Here is a 16,955-nt window from a genome sequence, read left to right on the forward strand (position 1 = left end):
CTTATCCTAATTGCCTTGGCTACCTAATCTCTCCCGGATTTGGCCTTTGATTTGGTCATTCTTTTTATGATTTAGCCTTATTTGGTGCAAACTAACCCCTATCATCCACCATCATGATTAAGCGATAAATCGATGTTAGAAAATGTAAAATAATTGACATCCGTCTTACATTTTCGTATACTTATACTATAGAATAGGGTGATAAAATATGGCTAATAATGACTCCATTTTCCCAATCAGTGTCGTTATGAATATGACGAATCTAACCGCGCGTCAAATTCGTTACTACGAAACCCACGAACTCATCCGCCCGGCCCGGTCTAAGGGAAATCAGCGTCTTTATACTCAGGCGGATGTTGAAAAGCTCCTATTGATCAAATCTTTACTGGAGAAGGGTTTAAACTTAGATGGCATCAAAGCCGTCATCAACGGTGAAAAATCGGCTGAAGCTATCAGTGATCCAGCTAACATCAGTTCAAACCGCCCTACGGAAATTTTTAATCCGCAGAGGGCTACTGCGCAAAAATTGACGTCGCTCTATCCCGTTAACAACCAGGAAGCTTTGACTCAATGGTTGCAGCATAAAAGAAAATGAAGGTGTTTCCATGAATAAAGAAGCCATTATCGCAAAGTGCAAAGAGTTGGATGTTCGCTTCATCCGTCTTCAGTTCACTGACATTCTGGGTGTTGTCAAGAATGTCGCCATTCCTATCAGCCAATTGGAAAAAGCATTGAATAATCAGATTATGTTCGATGGTTCCTCTATCGAGGGATTTACGCGGGTTGAAGAATCAGACATGATTCTTCAACCGGATCTTAATTCCTTCGCTATATTTCCCTGGCGTCCTCGCGAAGGTTCGGTCGCCCGTTTTATCTGCGATATCTATACCCCCGAGAATAAGCCTTTCGAGGGCGATCCGCGCTATGTTTTACAAAAAGTCATTAGAGAAGCTGCCGATCTGGGCTTTACTGTCAATGTCGGCCCCGAGTGCGAGTTTTTCCTATTCAAATCCAATGAAGACGGGACTCCTTCGACCGTAACTCACGATAAAGGAGGATATTTTGATCTATCCCCGGTTGACTTAGGCGAGAATGCTCGTCGTGAGATTATTTTAACCCTTGAAGAGATGGGTTTTGAAATCGAAGCTTCTCATCACGAGGTCTCTCCTGGTCAGCATGAGATCGATTTTCGTTATTCCGACCCCTTATCGGCTGCTGACCGGGTAACTACCTTGAAATTCGTAACCCGCATCATTGCTCAGCTGCATAATTTACATGCTACCTTTATGCCGAAACCCCTTTTTGGTGTCAATGGTTCGGGAATGCATATCCATTTATCCCTTTTTAAAGATGGTAAAAACGCCTTCTACGATTCCCAGGCGAAAAATCAACTCAGTCCGGCCGCACTTTATTTCATTGGCGGTATTTTAAAACACATTAAAGCGATTACCGCCGTCACCAATCCCTTGGTTAACTCTTATAAACGGTTAATCCCGGGTTATGAAGCTCCGGTCTTTCAATCGTGGTCTGCTTCCAATCGGAGCGCCTTAATCCGCGTTCCCGCCGCCAGACAGTCTGATACGCGAATCGAGATTCGGAACCCCGATCCTTGCTGTAATCCATATTTAGCCTTCAGTTTATTGATTAAAGCCGGATTGGATGGTATTGCCAATAAAATTTCTCCAAGCGAACCCATTCAAAAAAATGTCTATCTAATGACTCCCGCCGAACGCGCGCTGGAGAATATCAGCAGTTTGCCCAGTTCACTCTTTGAAGCACTGGAAGAAATGGAGAAAGACCCATTATGCCTTGCTACCTTAGGCGAACATATTATGAACCGTTATGTGGAAGCCAAGATGATCGAATGGGAAGTGTATCGCAGCCAGATTCACCAATGGGAAATTGATCAATATCTCGGTGTATTCTAAGCTTTCCCTCAAAGAGAAGGCCACATAAAGCAAAAACTCCTTTTTTAAGGAGTTTTTGCTTTAACTAGGGAAATTGGCGAATCATCAACCAACTCTGATTTTAATGATTTGCCCCGCTCTTTGATATCGCCTCTGGGCAAAGGCGCACAAGTTCCTTGCAGATATGCTCCGTCTTCGACGATAAGGACTACCATTTTTGAATCACCCATGATTTTCGCGGTCGGTAAAAGCTCTAGTTTGCCTCTGGCTTCGATGGTTCCTTTCACTTCGCCAGCGACCGTGATATTTTTGGCGATAATATCACCTACTACTTTACCGCTTTCTCCGATAACCAAATCTTCGCCGACATGAAGTTCTCCCTCATAATAACCATCGATCCGTACCGTTCCCCCCGGGGTCTCAAGATTCCCTTTTAAACTACATTCCTTACCAATAATTGTTTCGACTCGTTTGGCGGCATTCGCGTTTTCCTTAATGGATAACATGGTTGACCTCCTTAATCATTCTTTAAAAAAGAAACTGGATTAACTGGATCACCATTGATGCGAACTTCGTAATGTAGATGAGGCCCGGTACTGGTTCCTGAGCTCCCTGATAAACTAATCACCTGACCTTTTTTAACTTTTTGACCTCTTTGGACCAATAACCGCGAATTATGGGCGTAGCGAGTTTGATAACCATAGCCGTGGTCAATAACAACTATCCTCCCGTAACCGCCTTGGTACCCGGAACTGACAACTACACCATCTGCAGCAGCCATGACCTTTGTCCCATATCTGGCCCTTAAGTCGATACCCATATGTTTCCGGCTATAATTCAAAAGGGGATGAAATCTCGTTCCGAATTTCGATGTAATCGTTGTACGAACCGGCCACAGCGAGGGAGTATGATCCAATCTCCGCTCATAAACCAACAATTCATTCAGAATCTTCTGCTGAGCTTCTGACTCTTCTTGAATATAACTGGCTAACTGATCTGCACTAACTTGCAACTGGGTTAATGTGGATTGTTCTGAAAAAGATTCCTTGGAAATTTCATAAGGTTTGGTCCGAATAAAGCTTCCTCTACTGACTGGCGTCTTGATCCTGCCGCCCTTCTGCTGAATCGCCCGCCACGTCGCTAATAACCTTTCTCTTTCCTTTTTTAAACGATTTAGCTCTTCCAATGTTTGACGGGTTTTTTCGAGAGTAGGCCGTACTTCCTTTTGTTCCCGCTTCAAAAGCGAGATCCTGCGATTTTTCTGAGCAATCTGCCGGTGAATATTCTTTAACTGCCAAACTTGAGTGGTAAACCCGATAAAAACATAGATATTGAAAATAACGATTCCCAAAATCACCAAGATCAGCGAAAACGGTATTCTAATGCTTCGAACGGCGCCTGTCGAGTTTGGCACCAGCATAATGGTAAAGCCCTTCTTCACATGGGAACGGATCCATTTTTCCAAATCACGCATTGATACACCCCCAGCAATTCTTGGCCTTTCTTATGATGGAGCGTGTATAAAGTAAATTTAGTATTTCGCCATCACAAAAATTTTTCCTGCCTAATTTTCCAAAAAATAGATTTACACATCCCGTATCTTTAACAAAAATCTTTTAATGCTGATGTCTTTCCTCCGAATTTTTCCCTAACGCTTTGATGATCGCTTCCTGCTCCTCGCCAGAGAGTGCATAGGTCGACTTGCCTTCACGGACAGTTTTACAGTAAACTCGCGATTCCTCACGCCCGAAAATACTGCTTAAGACGACTCCGTCTCCGGAACCGTCCAGTAAAGCTAATGCGAAGCTTTGATCTCCTCCGCTATTCTCAAACGCTTTAAAACGCAATAAATGCCATTTTTGAAAATGGATTTCGGATTTTTGCTCATTATCCTTCAGTCTCGTTTCAAAGTTGGCAACATTTTTCTGAAAAAGTTCGACTTTTTCTGCCATATTTATCAGAATCGTTTCTAAATCTTTATTTTCGTATCCTTTAAAAATAATTTGATATTTTTTTAGTTTTTTTCTAATAATTAATGCGTGGATGAATAATAATATGAGACAAAATAAAAAACCAGCTGTCAAAAAGAATAAATTCTTTTCAACCCAGGTATTGAGCAATAGAACGCTCATCCAGTAACACCTTCCTCAGTCCTTAGCGGAACCACATTTACGATAATTTTACAGCCAACTCTTTTCTTCCAATTTGGAGTGCTTCTTCATAGACATCTTTTAGCGGCCGGTTATACTCCCTGGCGATTCTCACGCAATCCTCATACTCGGGAGCTAGCTTTAACACGCGACCGTTCATCAACCCGGCCTTAATATGAATCACTTCACTGCCCATTTTGACCTGTTCAGTTTTACGTTCCAAGCAAGACCGGCGTACTAAATACTTACGAACTCCTAACGTCGTGGTTTGGGTAAATAGAAGATTTTCTACTTCTATCTGCTTCTCGGGGTCAACGACCACTGTAATTAACGTACCCGGTCTTCCTTTTTTCATATAGACGGGCGTTAAATAATAATCTCTGACACCAGTTTGGAATAACTGTTCGCCTAAGAAACCGAAAAACTCGGGATTCATATTATCGATATTCGTCTCGATTACCACTTGCGTTTCCTTGCTTGAACCGGTATCGGATGACCCCAAGACGATTCGTAAAACATTGGGAATGGAGCGGTTAGCGGTTCCTGCCCCATAACCGATTTTCTGAATTTGCAGCTCCGGTAAGGAGCCGCTTGTTTGAGCGAACTCTCTCAACAGGGCCGCTCCGGTGGGTGTGGCCCACTCTCCTTCCAATTCGCCGCCATACACTTGGTATCCTTGTAAAAGTTCCATCGTGGCGGGAGCCGGAATCGGAATCACGCCATGAGCGCATTGTACTGTTCCAAATCCCAGACGCACCGGCGATACGAGAATCTGCTCAATCCGGAAATAATCCAAGCCCAGGCAGACTCCGACAATATCGACGATAGCGTCGAGTGCCCCAACCTCATGAAAATGCACTTCATCCGTAGAAACACCATGAATTTTGGCTTCTGCAGCCGCCAACTTCTGAAAGCACGAAATGGCGCGGTCTTTCACTCTTTGGCTCAACGTCGCTTTCGTGATTAAATCCACGATATCATGCAGTCCGCGATGTTGGTGTTCATGAAAATGCTCGACTTCAAAATACACCGCCGAGATCCCATTCTTCACGACCCGTTCAATTTGTAAAACCGGTAGGTGGATGGGCAGTTTGGCTAATTCCTGGTTCAATTGTTCTCTTGGAAACCCCAGGTCGAGAAGGGCCCCCAAAAACATATTTCCGCTAATTCCGGCATTGCAATCAAGATAGAGTGTTTTCATGCATTTCTCCTATCAAATTGATTCGATGCGCTAGTATCCCGGCTCCGAAGCCGTTATTGATATTCACAACCCCAATTCCACTGGCGCAAGAGTTCAGCATACTTAACAAGGGTGCTACCCCTTTAAAGTTGGCGCCGTACCCTATATCCGTCGGAACCGCCACGATCGGTTTGGAAACCAGTCCTCCAACGACACTGGCGAGAGCTCCTTCCATTCCCGCCACAACGATTAAAACTCTACAACTATCCAATAACTGTTTGTTACTCAGAAGCCGATGAATTCCGGCCACTCCTACATCGTAGATTCGCTGTACCCTGCTTCCCATTAATTCAGCGGTTACACTGGCCTCTTCGGCCACTCGCATATCAGCCGTACCCGCCGAAACCACGCCGACGATTCCTTCTGTCTGCACTTTATCCCGCCACAAGGCAATGATGCGAGCAGTCTCAAAGTACTCAGCCTCCGGGATCCGTTCTTTAATTTTGATGTAAGCCTTCCTACTGGCCCGGGTAGCGATTACATTCTGGGATTTCTCCGCCAGCACTTGAAAAATGGCTGTGATTTGGTCAAGCGATTTCCCAGGACAATAAATTACTTCGGAGTTTCCATTTCGAAGTCCGCGATGATGGTCAATTTTCGCATATCCCAAATCTTGATACGGAAGATTCTCCAGTTCCGAAACCGCATCTTCTAGTGAAATTTGCTTGTCAGCCACAGCATTCAAAAGACTCGTCAAATATTTTCTGTCCATAAATCTCTCATCGCTCCATATGTTTCACGTGAAACATTCTCATTATCCTTCAATACGGGTTACTAACTGTTCATAAATACGATTAAAATCTTCATCCGAATAATAATCGATCTCTATCTTTCCGCCGTTAGCCGAAGGCTTGATCTTTACTTTGGTTCCAAAGGTATGTTGTAATTTTTCCTCAATTTCCGTCATAATCGGATCCAAACTGATCCGTTGCGCAGCCCGATTTGTTTCACGTGAAACATTAGCCCGTTCATTAAGCTTTTTAACCAAATCCTCGGTTTGACGGACTGAAAGTTGCTGATCACGGGTCAAAATCCAAGCTTTCATTTGCTCTTCAGCTGAAGAAAGTCCTAAAATTGCCCGCGCGTGTCCCATCGACAAAACTCCGTTCGCCAAGTCCTTGCGAATTTCCTGGGGTAAATTAAGCAATCGTAGAAAGTTGGCAATCGCGGAACGGCTCTTTCCGACCTTCTTGGCGATTTCATCTTGGGTCAAATGGAATTCATCCATTAAACGTTGGAACGCTTCGGCGGCCTCAATGGGATTCAAGTCTTCACGCTGCAAATTTTCAACCAGGGCTGCTTCCATCATGGTCTGATCGGTCATGGACAGGATATAGACCGGGACCATTGTTAATCCCGCAATTTTTGAGGCCCGCAAACGGCGCTCTCCGGCTATCAGTTGATATTTTCCCTGAACTTCCCGGACTACCAAGGGCTGAATCACACCATGAGTGCGAATGGATTCGGCAAGTTCCTGAAGTTTTTCATCGGAAAACTCTTTCCGGGGTTGGAAAGGGTTTGGGGTGATCAGATCGATTTGAATCTCGGATTGTTTTTCAAAGTTGGCGTCGTTTAACTCAGGGATCAAAGCTCCGAGGCCCTTCCCTAGGCCACGATTTTTAACCATGACTAATCACTTCCTTAGCTAATTCGATATAAGCTTCGGCTCCCTTTGATTTTTCATCATATAAAGTAATCGGTAAACCAAAACTTGGCGCCTCACTGAGGCGGATGTTACGAGGAATAATGGTTTTATAAACCTTTTCATTAAAATAATGACGCACTTCCTCCGTGACTTGAGAGGAGAGATTGGTACGGTTGTCGTACATGGTCAACACGACCCCCTCGATCTTGAGGTCGGCATTGGAGTATTTCTGTACCAATTGAATGGTCTTCATCAGTTGGCTTAAACCCTCGAGAGCGTAATATTCACACTGAATCGGCACGATAATCGAGTCCGAGGCGGCGAGCGCGTTGATGGTCAAGTTGCCGAGCGAAGGGGGGCAATCAATCAAAATATAATCAAAGGTGTCTTTGATGGGTTCAATCGCCCGCTTCAAGCGTTGATCCCGGGCCATCATCCCGACTAGTTCGGCCTCGGCCCCTGCCAAACGAATGGTGGCCGGTACAACACTGAGGTTCTCCACTTGAGTGGCGACCATCACTTCGGCAATGGGAACCTCATTGATCAAAACGTCATAGATGCACCGCCTGATCTCACTTTTCTTCAAGCCGATGCCGCTAGTGGAATTTCCTTGCGGATCATGATCGATAATCAAGGTTTTTTTACCACGCTGAGCCAGACAGGCTCCAAGATTGACTGCGGTGGTGGTTTTGCCGACACCACCTTTTTGATTGGCTACTGCGATAACTTTACCCATAAGATTCTGTTCCCCCTTCCAGCTCAGCCTGGTTTGGTTTTCTTCCGGATTATCTGAACTATTGGTAAATAGAGTGGACGCATCGTTGCTTAAGAGCTCAAAAGCACGTTGTTTCAAAATATCGAGCGATCGTTTCGCCTTCGCCTTAGGCATCGTTATCACCTTTTCCATTCACCGAATCACATATTTTTTCGCGATCGACCGAGAACTTCCTTCCAAGATGAGAAACTTTCACAGGAAAACAGCGAAAAGATGGCATTGCCCCGGGTTACAGGGGTTTCTTTTGCGGAACGCCCGGTTTGCGCGGGTAAGCCGAGGCGGTCGGTTGCTGCTTTTGAAAAACTACGAAGGCTCTTTCGCCCAGATTATCTGGGAGATGATACGAAATCGCCCGGTCGAGTCCGGCATGTAAGACAGCCAAAGGTTTCTGAAGACTCTCAAGCTCGCTCAGATAATCTTTTCCTTTATAAAAGACCGCCGCCGATCCGGTCTTGACAAATGGCAGCGCCAACTCCAGGAGGATATTGACTTGGGCGACCGCGCGGGCGGTGGCCAAATCAAAAGACTCACGATAAGCCGGCGAATGCGCCAGTTCCTCGGCTCTGCCCCAGCAGGTTGTGAAATTCTGCAAACCCAACAACTCAGCTGCCTGAGCCTGAAAGTTGATCTTCTTTTGGGTGGAATCCAGAGAGGTAAAACGTTTCCCGGGGAAACAGATCGCCAGAGGGATACTGGGAAATCCGGCGCCGCTGCCGATATCGATCAACGTATCGGCCCGTGCGAATTCGGGCAAGCCGATGATCGCCAGCGAATCATATAAATGTTTCACATAGCCCTCTTCCAAGCTGGTGATGGCGGTCAGATTGAGCTGTTCATTGGTATGAATCACAAGCTCCAAGAATTGAACCAGCCGCTCATGGGCAGAATCGGATAGTTCCAAGCCGGCCTGGCGAAACAGAATTTCAAGCTCGTCGCGGCGAAGATGGCTCATGTTTGCTCCTTTACCCGTTCATGGGAGACGACGCCGCTATGCTCGGCGCGGCGGTAATTTTCAATATAAAATAACAACGCGGTCAGGTCGGCGGGGTTGATACCGCTGATGCGCATCGCCTGTCCGAAGGTTTCCGGCCGGAACTTGGACAATTTTTCTTTGGCTTCCCGGGCCAGATTGGTGACCTGCCCGTAATCGAGATCCGGCGGGATCTGCCGCTGTTCCAGACCGGCCAGCTTCTTGGCCTGCTCCTGTTCCTTCGCCAAATAACCCTGGTAGCGGAAACGGGTCGCGACCTCGTTGAGCTCGGCCAGATCCAGTTGCAGGTCAGGCAGCAATTGGCCGATAAATTGGGCCGGAACATCGGGCCGTTTTAAGAGGTCTGCGGGCGTGAAGCGATTTTTGGGCAAAGCGATCTGAGCCACGGCGAAAATGGGCCGTACCTGCTCATCCGGGTTCAGATAGGTACTTGAGAAAAGATCGCTCAGCCCGTAAATCCGTTGATACTTCTGCTCAAAATGGGGCCGATACCGTTCCTCCAGCAAACCGAGGTCGAAGGCGTACCGGGAGAGCCGTTCATCGGCGTTGTCCGAACGCAGGGTCAGCCGGAATTCCGCCCGCGAAGTCAAGACCCGGTAGGGTTCCTGATTTTCCTTGGTGACCAGATCGTCGATTAAAACTCCGATATACGCCTCGGAACGGCCCAAAACCAGCGGCGGCCGGCCTTTGACCTTTTGGGCGGCATTGATCCCGGCCATCAACCCTTGGGCCGCCGCCTCTTCATAACCGGAGGTGCCGTTGATCTGGCCGGCCGAAAAGAGCCCGGCCACCGGGCGCGACTCCAATGAACGGCCGAACTGGCCGCTTTCCAAGGCATCGTATTCGATGGCGTAACCGGGACGGACGATCTCCAACGCTTCGAATCCGGGAATCGTCCGTAAAAACAGCTCCTGAACATACTCCGGCAGACTGGTCGATAAACCGGCCAGATACATCTCGTCGGAATCGGCGCCTTCGGGTTCCACGAAGACCTGGTGCCGTTCCTTATCGGGGAACTGTACCAGCTTGCTCTCGATCGACGGGCAGTAGCGGGGCCCCACCCCCGAGATGGCGCCGGTATACAAGGCCGCTTCATGAAGGTGTTCCCGGATGATCCGATGGGTCTCGTTTTGAGTGTAAGCCAGCCAGCAGAGATGTTCGGGCCGGAGCCGCCATTCCTCCCAGAAGGAGAAGCCGTGTTCCCGAAAACCGCCGGGCTGCGGCAGCAGTTTCGAAAAGTCGATCGAACGCCGTCGCACCCGGGCTGGGGTCCCTGTTTTAAAACGTACCAGTTTCAAACCGAGATCTCGTAAACTCTGGGAAAGCTCGTCGGCCGGCAATTGCCCCGCCGGGCCGGAAGCATAATTCAGGCTGCCGATGAAAACCCTCCCTTGCAGGAAGGTACCGGTAGCTAGAATGATTGTTTTGGAATAAAATTCCATACCGGTCCGGATCCTGACGCCGCTGACCCGGCCCTCCGTAGCTAAAATGGCGGTCACCTCGCCCTGACGGACCGTGAGCTGAGGCTGGCTTTCCAATTCCCGAATCATCAGGTTTTGATAAAAACATTTATCGGCCTGAGCCCGCAGGGCCCAGACCGCCGGGCCTTTCTGCGTGTTCAGCAGGCGCATCTGCAGATAAGAGCGGTCGATGACCCGGCCCATGGTACCCCCCAAGGCATCGATCTCCCGGACCAGATGGCCTTTGGCAGGCCCGCCGATGGACGGGTTACAGGGCATGAAAGCGATACTGCTATAATTCAGGGTCAGGAGCAAGGTCCGGCAACCCATTTTGGCGGCGGCCAGCGCGGCTTCACAGCCGGCATGGCCGGCGCCGATGACGATGACATCATATGATCTTTCGCTCATGACGATCCTTTCCTGCCACGAGGCCCCATCGCAGCAGCAACAACGCTCGGTCCGCCTCATTCAGTTCCTTGATGCGCAGAGCCTGGCCCAACCGGAGCGGCCGAACCAGCGCCAGGGCCTGCCGGCCCGGGGTGGATAACCCGGGGATGGCCGAAAAATCGCAATCCGGCGGGATCTCGATCCGGTCCAGAGCCTGAGTCTCGGCAACCGCATCCGCCTGACGCTGCAGATAGCCGGCCAGCTTTAATTGGTGATAGACATATTCGCGGACCGGCGGCAAAAAGTCGCGAAGCTGGGGATATTCCTGCTCCAGAACCGCCGCGCCGATCTGCGGGTGGAGTAGCAGATCCTGCAGCCGCAGCCCGTGGCTGGGGCATTGGATCCGGCGCCGGGTCCAAAAATCGCTGCGCATGCCGATCTTCTGCTGGACCAAAAAAGCGTACAGGGCGTCAGTCTCCCGCGCTATCCGCGCCATGACCGCCAGCCGTTCCGGGCCCAGGAGGCCCAGTTCTCTCCCGGAATCACCCAGGCGCTGCAAAGCATTGTCCAGCCGCAAATGGATCCTGAACTCGGCCAGGGAGGTCATCATCCGGTACGGTTCGTCCGTGCCCTGGGTAGCCAGGTCGTCGATGAGGACCCCGATATAGGAGTCGGCGCGGCTGGGTATGAACGGCGGCTGGCCGAAGACCCGGCGCGCGGCATTGATCCCGGCGACGATCCCTTGGGCGGCCGCCTCCTCATAGCCGGAGGTCCCATTGATCTGGCCGGCGCTGAAGAGGTTGCGGATGGGCTTCGACTCCAGGCTGGGGTAAAATTGCAGCGACTCCAGGCAGTCGTACTCCACCGCATAGCCGGGCCGGATGATCTCCGCCCGGGCCAGGCCGGGGATGGTCTTTAGGATCGCTTCCTGGAGCGTTTCCGGCATGGCGGTCGTCAGGCCCAGCAGGTACAGTTCCTCGGTAAAGACCCCCTCCGGTTCCAGGAAGATTTGATGATCGGTTTTGTCCGGAAAGTTGATGACCTTGCGGTCGATCGACGGGCAAAAATGCGGCCCCTTGGTGGTGACCGACCCGGAGTAGATCGGCGAATACCGCAGGTTGTCGCGGATCAGCCGGATCGTTTCGGGTGTGGTGTTCGTGACCCAGCAGGGCTGCTGCGGCCGGGGCTCGGCGATGCCGTCCCAGGAGAAGCCCCATTCCACCGGTTGCAAGGGTTGCGGGGTCAAGGCTCCGAAATCCACCGAGCTGCGGTCGACCCGCGGCGGGGTGGCGGTCTGAAAACGCCGCAGCCGGAGGCCGTTTTCGATCAGGCTCCCACTGAGCTCGGTGGCGGCCGGCTCGCCTTGGCGGCCGCCGGAGTAACGGATCTCCCCCATCACGATCTGGCCGTTCAAAAAAGTACCGGTGGCCAGGATGACGGTCTTGGCCTGGTAACGGCGGCCCGATTTCAGGACCACTCCCCGGACCGTCCGCTGTTCCACGATTAACTCGGTGACCAGTCCTTGTTTCAGATACAGGTTCGGCTGGCGCTCGATGCGCAGCGTCATCTCAGCCTGATAGCGCTTTTTGTCGGCCTGGGCCCGCAGCGCCGTGACCGCGGGGCCCCGCGATTCGTTGATGCGCCGGATATTCAGATAGGATTGGTCGATAACCTGCCCCATCGCCCCGCCGAGCGCATCCAGTTCCCGCACCAGATGGCTTTTGGCCGCCGGCCCGCCGATGGCCGGATTGCAGGACATCGCGGCGATGGTATCCGGCGACATGGTCAATAACAGGGTCTGGGCACCGGATCTGGCCGCGGCCAGCGCGGCTTCGCACCCGGCGTGTCCGGCGCCCACGACAATCACGTCATAGGTCAAAATTCTTTCATCCTTTCCCCTGATTCCCGGTTCTCAAAGTCTCCCGATCCGCCCGGAAAGGGTTCCGTAACGGTTGGACGGACTTCCGCCGGAGGTAGCCGGCCTTCCGCGGACCTTGGCGGAACCGCCGTGCCCCACCGCAGACCGTCCAAATGGTTCGGCGGATCGTCCGGGCGGGACGGCAATGGTTCCAACCCCGGCGGAAGGCCGTCCGGTAACGGAGGCCGGAGTTCTTTCCTGCCCGGAAGGTACGGTTGATTCGAAAAACGGTCCGCCGTTCCCTAGCGTTGTTTTGGGGAAGATCCGGGCGGGCCGTTTACTTTCCGATGCAAAATTGGGCGAAGATGCCGTGCAGCACCTCTTCGTTGACGTTTTTCCCGGTGATCTCGCCCAGCGCCGCCAGTACGGCGCGTAACTCCACCGCCAGCAGGTCCTCGGTGAGCGACAGCTCCATCCCCTCCCGGAAAGCGGCCAAGCCGTCGAGGGCCTGGCGCAACGCTTCCTTATGCCGGACGCTGTTCAACAGCGGCTGGTCGTCCAGGCGGATCTTGCCGAGGCCCACCCGATCGATAATGGCCTTTTCCAGGCGTTCAAAACCGCGACGCTGGACTACGGAGAGTTCCACGGTCTCAAACGGCTGAAAACCAGCCAGAGCGGCCCGGTCGAGCTGCGCCGGAAGATCGGTTTTATTCACAATCAGCAGTACCGGCTTGTCAGCCAGCGATTCGGCAATCGCCCGGTCCTCCTCGGAGAAGGGCGCGCCGTTATCGACGATGAACAGGACCAGATCCGCCTGGTCCAGCAGTTTCCGGGCCCGCTCGATCCCGATCTGCTCGATCGGGTTGTCGGTCGGCCGCAGGCCGGCGGTATCCACCAGGCGGATCGGCACCCCTTGTAATTGGAAGAAACCTTCGATAAGATCCCGGGTAGTCCCGGGGATGGGAGTCACAATGGCCTTCTCCTCGCCGAGCAAGGCATTTAGAATGCTCGATTTCCCGACATTGGGCCGGCCGGTGATCACCAGGGTGATCCCTTCTTTGATCTTGCGGCCCTCGTCGATCCGGTCGTAGATGGCGCTCAGTTGCCCATGAAGCTCGCGGGACTGGTCGATCATGGCGGCCCGTTGCAGATCGGGGATTCCCTCCTCGGGGAAGTCCAGAACCGCTTCGATATGGATCAACATATCATACAGCGCCGCCTCGATCCGCCCGATGACCCGCGAGGGTTCGCCGGCCAGCTGGTTCAGGGCCAATTGATGCGCCTTGGCGGTCTTGGCCCGGATCAGATCGATCACCGCCTCCGCCTGGACCAGGTCGATCCGGCCGTTGAGGAAGGCGCGCTGGGTGAATTCGCCGGGTTCGGCCAGCCGCGCGCCGTTCGCCAGCAGCAGCTCCAGGATGCGCTGGACAATATAGCTGCTGCCGTGAGCCTGGATCTCCACGGTGTCCTCCGCCGTGAAACTATGGGGCCGGGCAGCGTAGAAAAAGATGACTTCATCCACGGGCTGTTCGGTTTGGGGGTCGACAACTTTGCCGTAATAGACACGGTGATCCTGCAAGCCGCCCAGTTTTTCGCCTCGGGCGGTCCGTAACAGACCGAGCGCGATGGACTGGGCGGCGGGGCCGCTCAGCCGGACCACTCCGATGCCCGCTTCCCCCAGCGGCGTGGCGATCGCGGCGATCGTATCCAAAAACATCCTTTCAAAACCTCCAGCGCTGTCGAATTAGAACGTTTGCTACAGCGGCGCGGAAAAAACCGGGCCGTTCCGCTAAAATCGCCGTTAAACCGGGCTTAAAGATAAAAACCCGGTTATACCGGGTTTTTTTCCTCAAAGTCTTGGGGCGAAATAATCACGTGCCGATATGGATCCTCACCTTCGCTATAAGTAAAAACTTCTTTATATCCTTGGAGTGTGGCGTGGATGATCCGGCGTTCCTGCGGGCTCATGGGCTCCAATACCTGCTTGCGGCCCTCCCGCCGCACTTTGTCGGCGAGCTTGACCGCCAGCCGCCGCAGGGCTTCCTCCCGGCGCCGCCGGTAACCTTCGACATCGATGATGATCCGCTCTTTCTCGGAGCGGTTTTTATTGACCGCCAGATTGACCAGATATTGAATGGCATCCAGCGTCTGTCCGTGCTTCCCGATTAATATGCCTAAATCCTTACCATTGATATTCAAGGTGGTATAGTCTTTTTTACGGAAGATCTCCACTTGGGCCGGGACTCCCATGTTCACCAGCAGCTCGCGGAGGAACAATCCGGCGGTTTGCCCCAGGTCTTCCTTGACGGTGACGGTAACCTTATATGATTTGGTAGTTAAAAAACCCAATAATCCTTTGCTCGTTTCCTCAACCACGTCGATCTCGGTCTGCTCACGCGCAACGCCCAATTCTTTCAATGCTTCGGCAATCGCTTCATCCGGAGTTTTTGCGATTTTAACGACCGTCTTCATTATCGAATATACCCTCCTTCAATAAAATTGGGGGAATTTAGAAGCCATGTGATAAAGTCCTCAAATTCGGAAATCACTCTTTTAAAAATCGGCTTTATCCCTTGCTTCTCTGAGCTTTTGTGTTCACCCTGGCCTTCGGACAGGGTTTATCACAACGCTTTAGAAGCCATGTGATAAAGTCTCCCGAAGCGGAAATTGTCTTGTAAAACGATATAAATCGACTTTATCCCTTGCTTCCCTGAGCTTTTGTGAACGCCCTGACCTGCGGCCAGAGTTTTACCACAACGCTTTTAGACCTTATTTGCTCTCTTCCTTTTCATGGCGATGTTCTTTGACGATGAAATATTCGTTGATCAAATATTGCTGGCCGATGCCGATCAGATTGCTGGTCACCCAGTAAAGGCCGACGCCGGTATTGACCGTATAGGTGATAAAGGCCAGAAACACCGGCATCATGTAGAGCAGCATCTGCTGGCTAGAGTCGTTTCCAGCCGGCGCAGTCAGTTTTTGCTGAAAAAAAGTGGTGACGCCCGACAGGACCGCCAGGATTAGATCGTTTTTGGCATTCAATTGAAACCATAAGAAATGAGCGTCCTTGAGGTACGATGACATGTATTGCGGTTCGGACAACAGATAATACAGCGCGATCAGGATCGGAATCTGAATCAGCGTCGGCAGACAGCTTCCGAAAGGATTGACATTTTCCTTCTTATAAAGCTCCATGGTTCTTTTTTGGAGTTCATCGGGCTTGTCTTTGAATTTATCCTGAATCTCCTTCAACTTGGGCTGGATCTTTTTCATCTTGTCCATCGCCCGGAACTGCTTGAGCGTGGTCGGGAAAAGTACCAGCTTGATAATGAGTGTCAGAATAATAATGGACAAACCCCAGTCATTGAGGAAGCTATGTAAAAAAATCAGTGCGTTCTTGAACAGTAAAACAATCGGAACTAAAATATTGCCCAAATAAAGTCATCCTTTCGTCTTGGCTTCGCTAGGGAACCGGGTCGTAACCGCCCTTGGCAAAAGGGTTACAACGCAAAATCCGCTTGGACCCTAAAAACATCCCTTTGATGACACCGTATTTTTGAATGGCTTGTATCATATAATTCGAACACGTGGGATAATACCGGCACGATCTCGGAAAAAAAGGCGAAATGAGTTTTTGATAGAGCATTATAAAAAAAAGGATTACACCCTTCATCGGGAATCCTCCGTCCTTCTTTGCGCTTGTGAGGATTTACGGTACGCAATACCAAGTATATGAGAAATTTCATCATTTATACGGCTAAAATCAGCCGTCAATATCGGATTCCGGGCAATGATAACAAAATCGACGCCCAATGACGTTTCTTGCGCCTGATTCATGACCACGGCGCGCAATACCCGCTTGATCCGGTTGCGGACCACGGCCGATCCGATCTTTTTTCCGACACAAAATCCATAACGGTTCACTTGCAAAGCGTTAGGAAGAAAATAGACCACTATATACCTACCGGACAATGAGTGGCCTTTTTCAAAAATTATCTGAAAATCATTATTCTTTTTAAGAACAGTATACTTATCCACAGAAAACACTCATGCCGATAAAACTTTACGACCTTTGGCACGGCGACGATTGATCGTCTTGCGTCCGGCTGCGGTAGACATCCGAACTAGGAAACCGTGGTCCTTTTTATATTTGCGCCGATTGGGCTGGTATGTCATTTTCATCGTTTTTCACCTCGCTAAAATAGAGAAAATTACACGAATATAATTATAAGGGTCCGGTCTGGAGGTGTCAATAGCGAATAAATTTAGCCTGTGGAAAACCTGTCGATAAAAAAACGTTATCCAGCTATGTGGATGAAAATTCATTAGAACCAAGAAAGTTTCCGGACGATATTGGAATTGCGAAAACGTCGAGATTTTGTTATTATTAAAAGGATTTGAAAAGCTATCCACAGGTTGTGAATAATTTTGTGGATAAGTGATTTTCTGTGGATAAGCCGATTTGACCAATTCTTTGGTTATTTTATTTTTGCCGTTTTTGGCTCCCAACCCTTATTTTATCGGTGTTTTTGGGGTTTTTCC

Annotated in this window: 18 protein-coding genes; 2 read left to right on the forward strand and 16 right to left on the reverse strand. The window is 50.5% G+C overall.

What is annotated here, in order from left to right:
- Nucleotides 1-208: 208 nt before the first annotated feature.
- Both EDC14_RS27485 and glnA read left to right on the forward strand, forming a co-directional pair.
- Nucleotides 209-595 (forward strand): MerR family transcriptional regulator, encoded by a 387-nt coding sequence (locus tag EDC14_RS27485; RefSeq protein WP_132012501.1) that lies wholly within the window; start codon nucleotides 209-211, stop codon nucleotides 593-595.
- A gap of 10 nt (nucleotides 596-605) precedes the next feature.
- The gene (glnA, locus tag EDC14_RS01950; RefSeq protein ID WP_132012502.1) at nucleotides 606-1,928 is read left to right on the forward strand and encodes a type I glutamate--ammonia ligase; all 1,323 of its coding nucleotides are present in this window, start codon (nucleotides 606-608) and stop codon (nucleotides 1,926-1,928) included.
- A gap of 44 nt (nucleotides 1,929-1,972) precedes the next feature.
- Here glnA and EDC14_RS01955 read toward each other — a convergent pair whose 3' ends face one another.
- The 16 genes from EDC14_RS01955 to rpmH all read right to left on the reverse strand — a co-directional run bounded on the left by EDC14_RS01955 (nucleotide 1,973) and on the right by rpmH (nucleotide 16,595).
- On the reverse strand, nucleotides 1,973-2,413 hold the full coding sequence (locus tag EDC14_RS01955) for a bactofilin family protein (RefSeq protein WP_132012503.1): 441 nt from the start codon (nucleotides 2,411-2,413) through the stop codon (nucleotides 1,973-1,975).
- Nucleotides 2,414-2,424: 11 nt separating this feature from the next.
- Nucleotides 2,425-3,381 (reverse strand): peptidoglycan DD-metalloendopeptidase family protein, encoded by a 957-nt coding sequence (locus EDC14_RS01960; protein ID WP_132012504.1) that lies wholly within the window; start codon nucleotides 3,379-3,381, stop codon nucleotides 2,425-2,427.
- Between the two features lie 142 nt (nucleotides 3,382-3,523).
- Nucleotides 3,524-4,039, reverse strand: a complete 516-nt coding sequence (locus tag EDC14_RS01965; RefSeq protein ID WP_132012505.1) for a DUF4446 family protein — start codon at nucleotides 4,037-4,039, stop codon at nucleotides 3,524-3,526.
- A 37-nt stretch (nucleotides 4,040-4,076) separates the two neighbouring features.
- Complete coding sequence (gene larC, locus EDC14_RS01970) at nucleotides 4,077-5,258, reverse strand: nickel pincer cofactor biosynthesis protein LarC (RefSeq protein ID WP_132012506.1); 1,182 nt, start codon at nucleotides 5,256-5,258, stop codon at nucleotides 4,077-4,079.
- On the reverse strand, nucleotides 5,239-6,009 hold the full coding sequence (gene larB, locus EDC14_RS01975) for a nickel pincer cofactor biosynthesis protein LarB (protein ID WP_132012507.1): 771 nt from the start codon (nucleotides 6,007-6,009) through the stop codon (nucleotides 5,239-5,241). The genes larC and larB overlap by 20 nt, the downstream gene beginning before the upstream one ends.
- 42 nt (nucleotides 6,010-6,051) lie before the next feature.
- On the reverse strand, nucleotides 6,052-6,924 hold the full coding sequence (locus EDC14_RS01980; RefSeq protein WP_132012508.1) for a ParB/RepB/Spo0J family partition protein: 873 nt from the start codon (nucleotides 6,922-6,924) through the stop codon (nucleotides 6,052-6,054).
- Complete coding sequence (locus EDC14_RS01985; RefSeq protein ID WP_132012741.1) at nucleotides 6,917-7,678, reverse strand: ParA family protein; 762 nt, start codon at nucleotides 7,676-7,678, stop codon at nucleotides 6,917-6,919. Before EDC14_RS01985 ends, EDC14_RS01980 begins: the two co-directional genes overlap by 8 nt.
- A 268-nt stretch (nucleotides 7,679-7,946) precedes the next feature.
- A complete protein-coding gene (rsmG, locus tag EDC14_RS01990; protein WP_132012509.1) occupies nucleotides 7,947-8,669 on the reverse strand; it encodes a 16S rRNA (guanine(527)-N(7))-methyltransferase RsmG in 723 nt (240 codons plus the stop codon).
- Complete coding sequence (gene mnmG, locus EDC14_RS01995) at nucleotides 8,666-10,576, reverse strand: tRNA uridine-5-carboxymethylaminomethyl(34) synthesis enzyme MnmG (protein WP_132012510.1); 1,911 nt, start codon at nucleotides 10,574-10,576, stop codon at nucleotides 8,666-8,668. Before mnmG (EDC14_RS01995) ends, rsmG begins: the two co-directional genes overlap by 4 nt.
- Entirely contained in the window at nucleotides 10,557-12,434 is a 1,878-nt protein-coding gene (gene mnmG / locus EDC14_RS02000; RefSeq protein WP_243662767.1) for a tRNA uridine-5-carboxymethylaminomethyl(34) synthesis enzyme MnmG, read from the reverse strand. Before mnmG (EDC14_RS02000) ends, mnmG (EDC14_RS01995) begins: the two co-directional genes overlap by 20 nt.
- A 316-nt stretch (nucleotides 12,435-12,750) precedes the next feature.
- A complete protein-coding gene (mnmE, locus tag EDC14_RS02005) occupies nucleotides 12,751-14,130 on the reverse strand; it encodes a tRNA uridine-5-carboxymethylaminomethyl(34) synthesis GTPase MnmE (protein ID WP_132012512.1) in 1,380 nt (459 codons plus the stop codon).
- Between the two features lie 113 nt (nucleotides 14,131-14,243).
- Entirely contained in the window at nucleotides 14,244-14,885 is a 642-nt protein-coding gene (jag, locus tag EDC14_RS02010) for an RNA-binding cell elongation regulator Jag/EloR (protein WP_132012513.1), read from the reverse strand.
- Nucleotides 14,886-15,182: 297 nt separating this feature from the next.
- On the reverse strand, nucleotides 15,183-15,848 hold the full coding sequence (locus EDC14_RS02015; RefSeq protein ID WP_243662768.1) for a YidC/Oxa1 family membrane protein insertase: 666 nt from the start codon (nucleotides 15,846-15,848) through the stop codon (nucleotides 15,183-15,185).
- Nucleotides 15,849-15,876: 28 nt separating this feature from the next.
- A complete protein-coding gene (gene yidD, locus EDC14_RS02020) occupies nucleotides 15,877-16,086 on the reverse strand; it encodes a membrane protein insertion efficiency factor YidD (protein WP_132012514.1) in 210 nt (69 codons plus the stop codon).
- On the reverse strand, nucleotides 16,083-16,451 hold the full coding sequence (rnpA, locus tag EDC14_RS02025) for a ribonuclease P protein component (RefSeq protein ID WP_165907724.1): 369 nt from the start codon (nucleotides 16,449-16,451) through the stop codon (nucleotides 16,083-16,085). The genes yidD and rnpA overlap by 4 nt, the downstream gene beginning before the upstream one ends.
- A gap of 9 nt (nucleotides 16,452-16,460) precedes the next feature.
- Nucleotides 16,461-16,595: a 50S ribosomal protein L34 gene (gene rpmH, locus EDC14_RS02030; RefSeq protein WP_132012516.1), complete on the reverse strand. Its 135-nt coding sequence runs from the start codon at nucleotides 16,593-16,595 to the stop codon at nucleotides 16,461-16,463.
- Nucleotides 16,596-16,955: the final 360 nt, after the last annotated feature.

Origin of the sequence: Hydrogenispora ethanolica, assembly GCF_004340685.1 — a bacterium.
GTDB classification, from domain to species: Bacteria; Bacillota; UBA4882; order UBA8346; family UBA8346; genus Hydrogenispora; species Hydrogenispora ethanolica.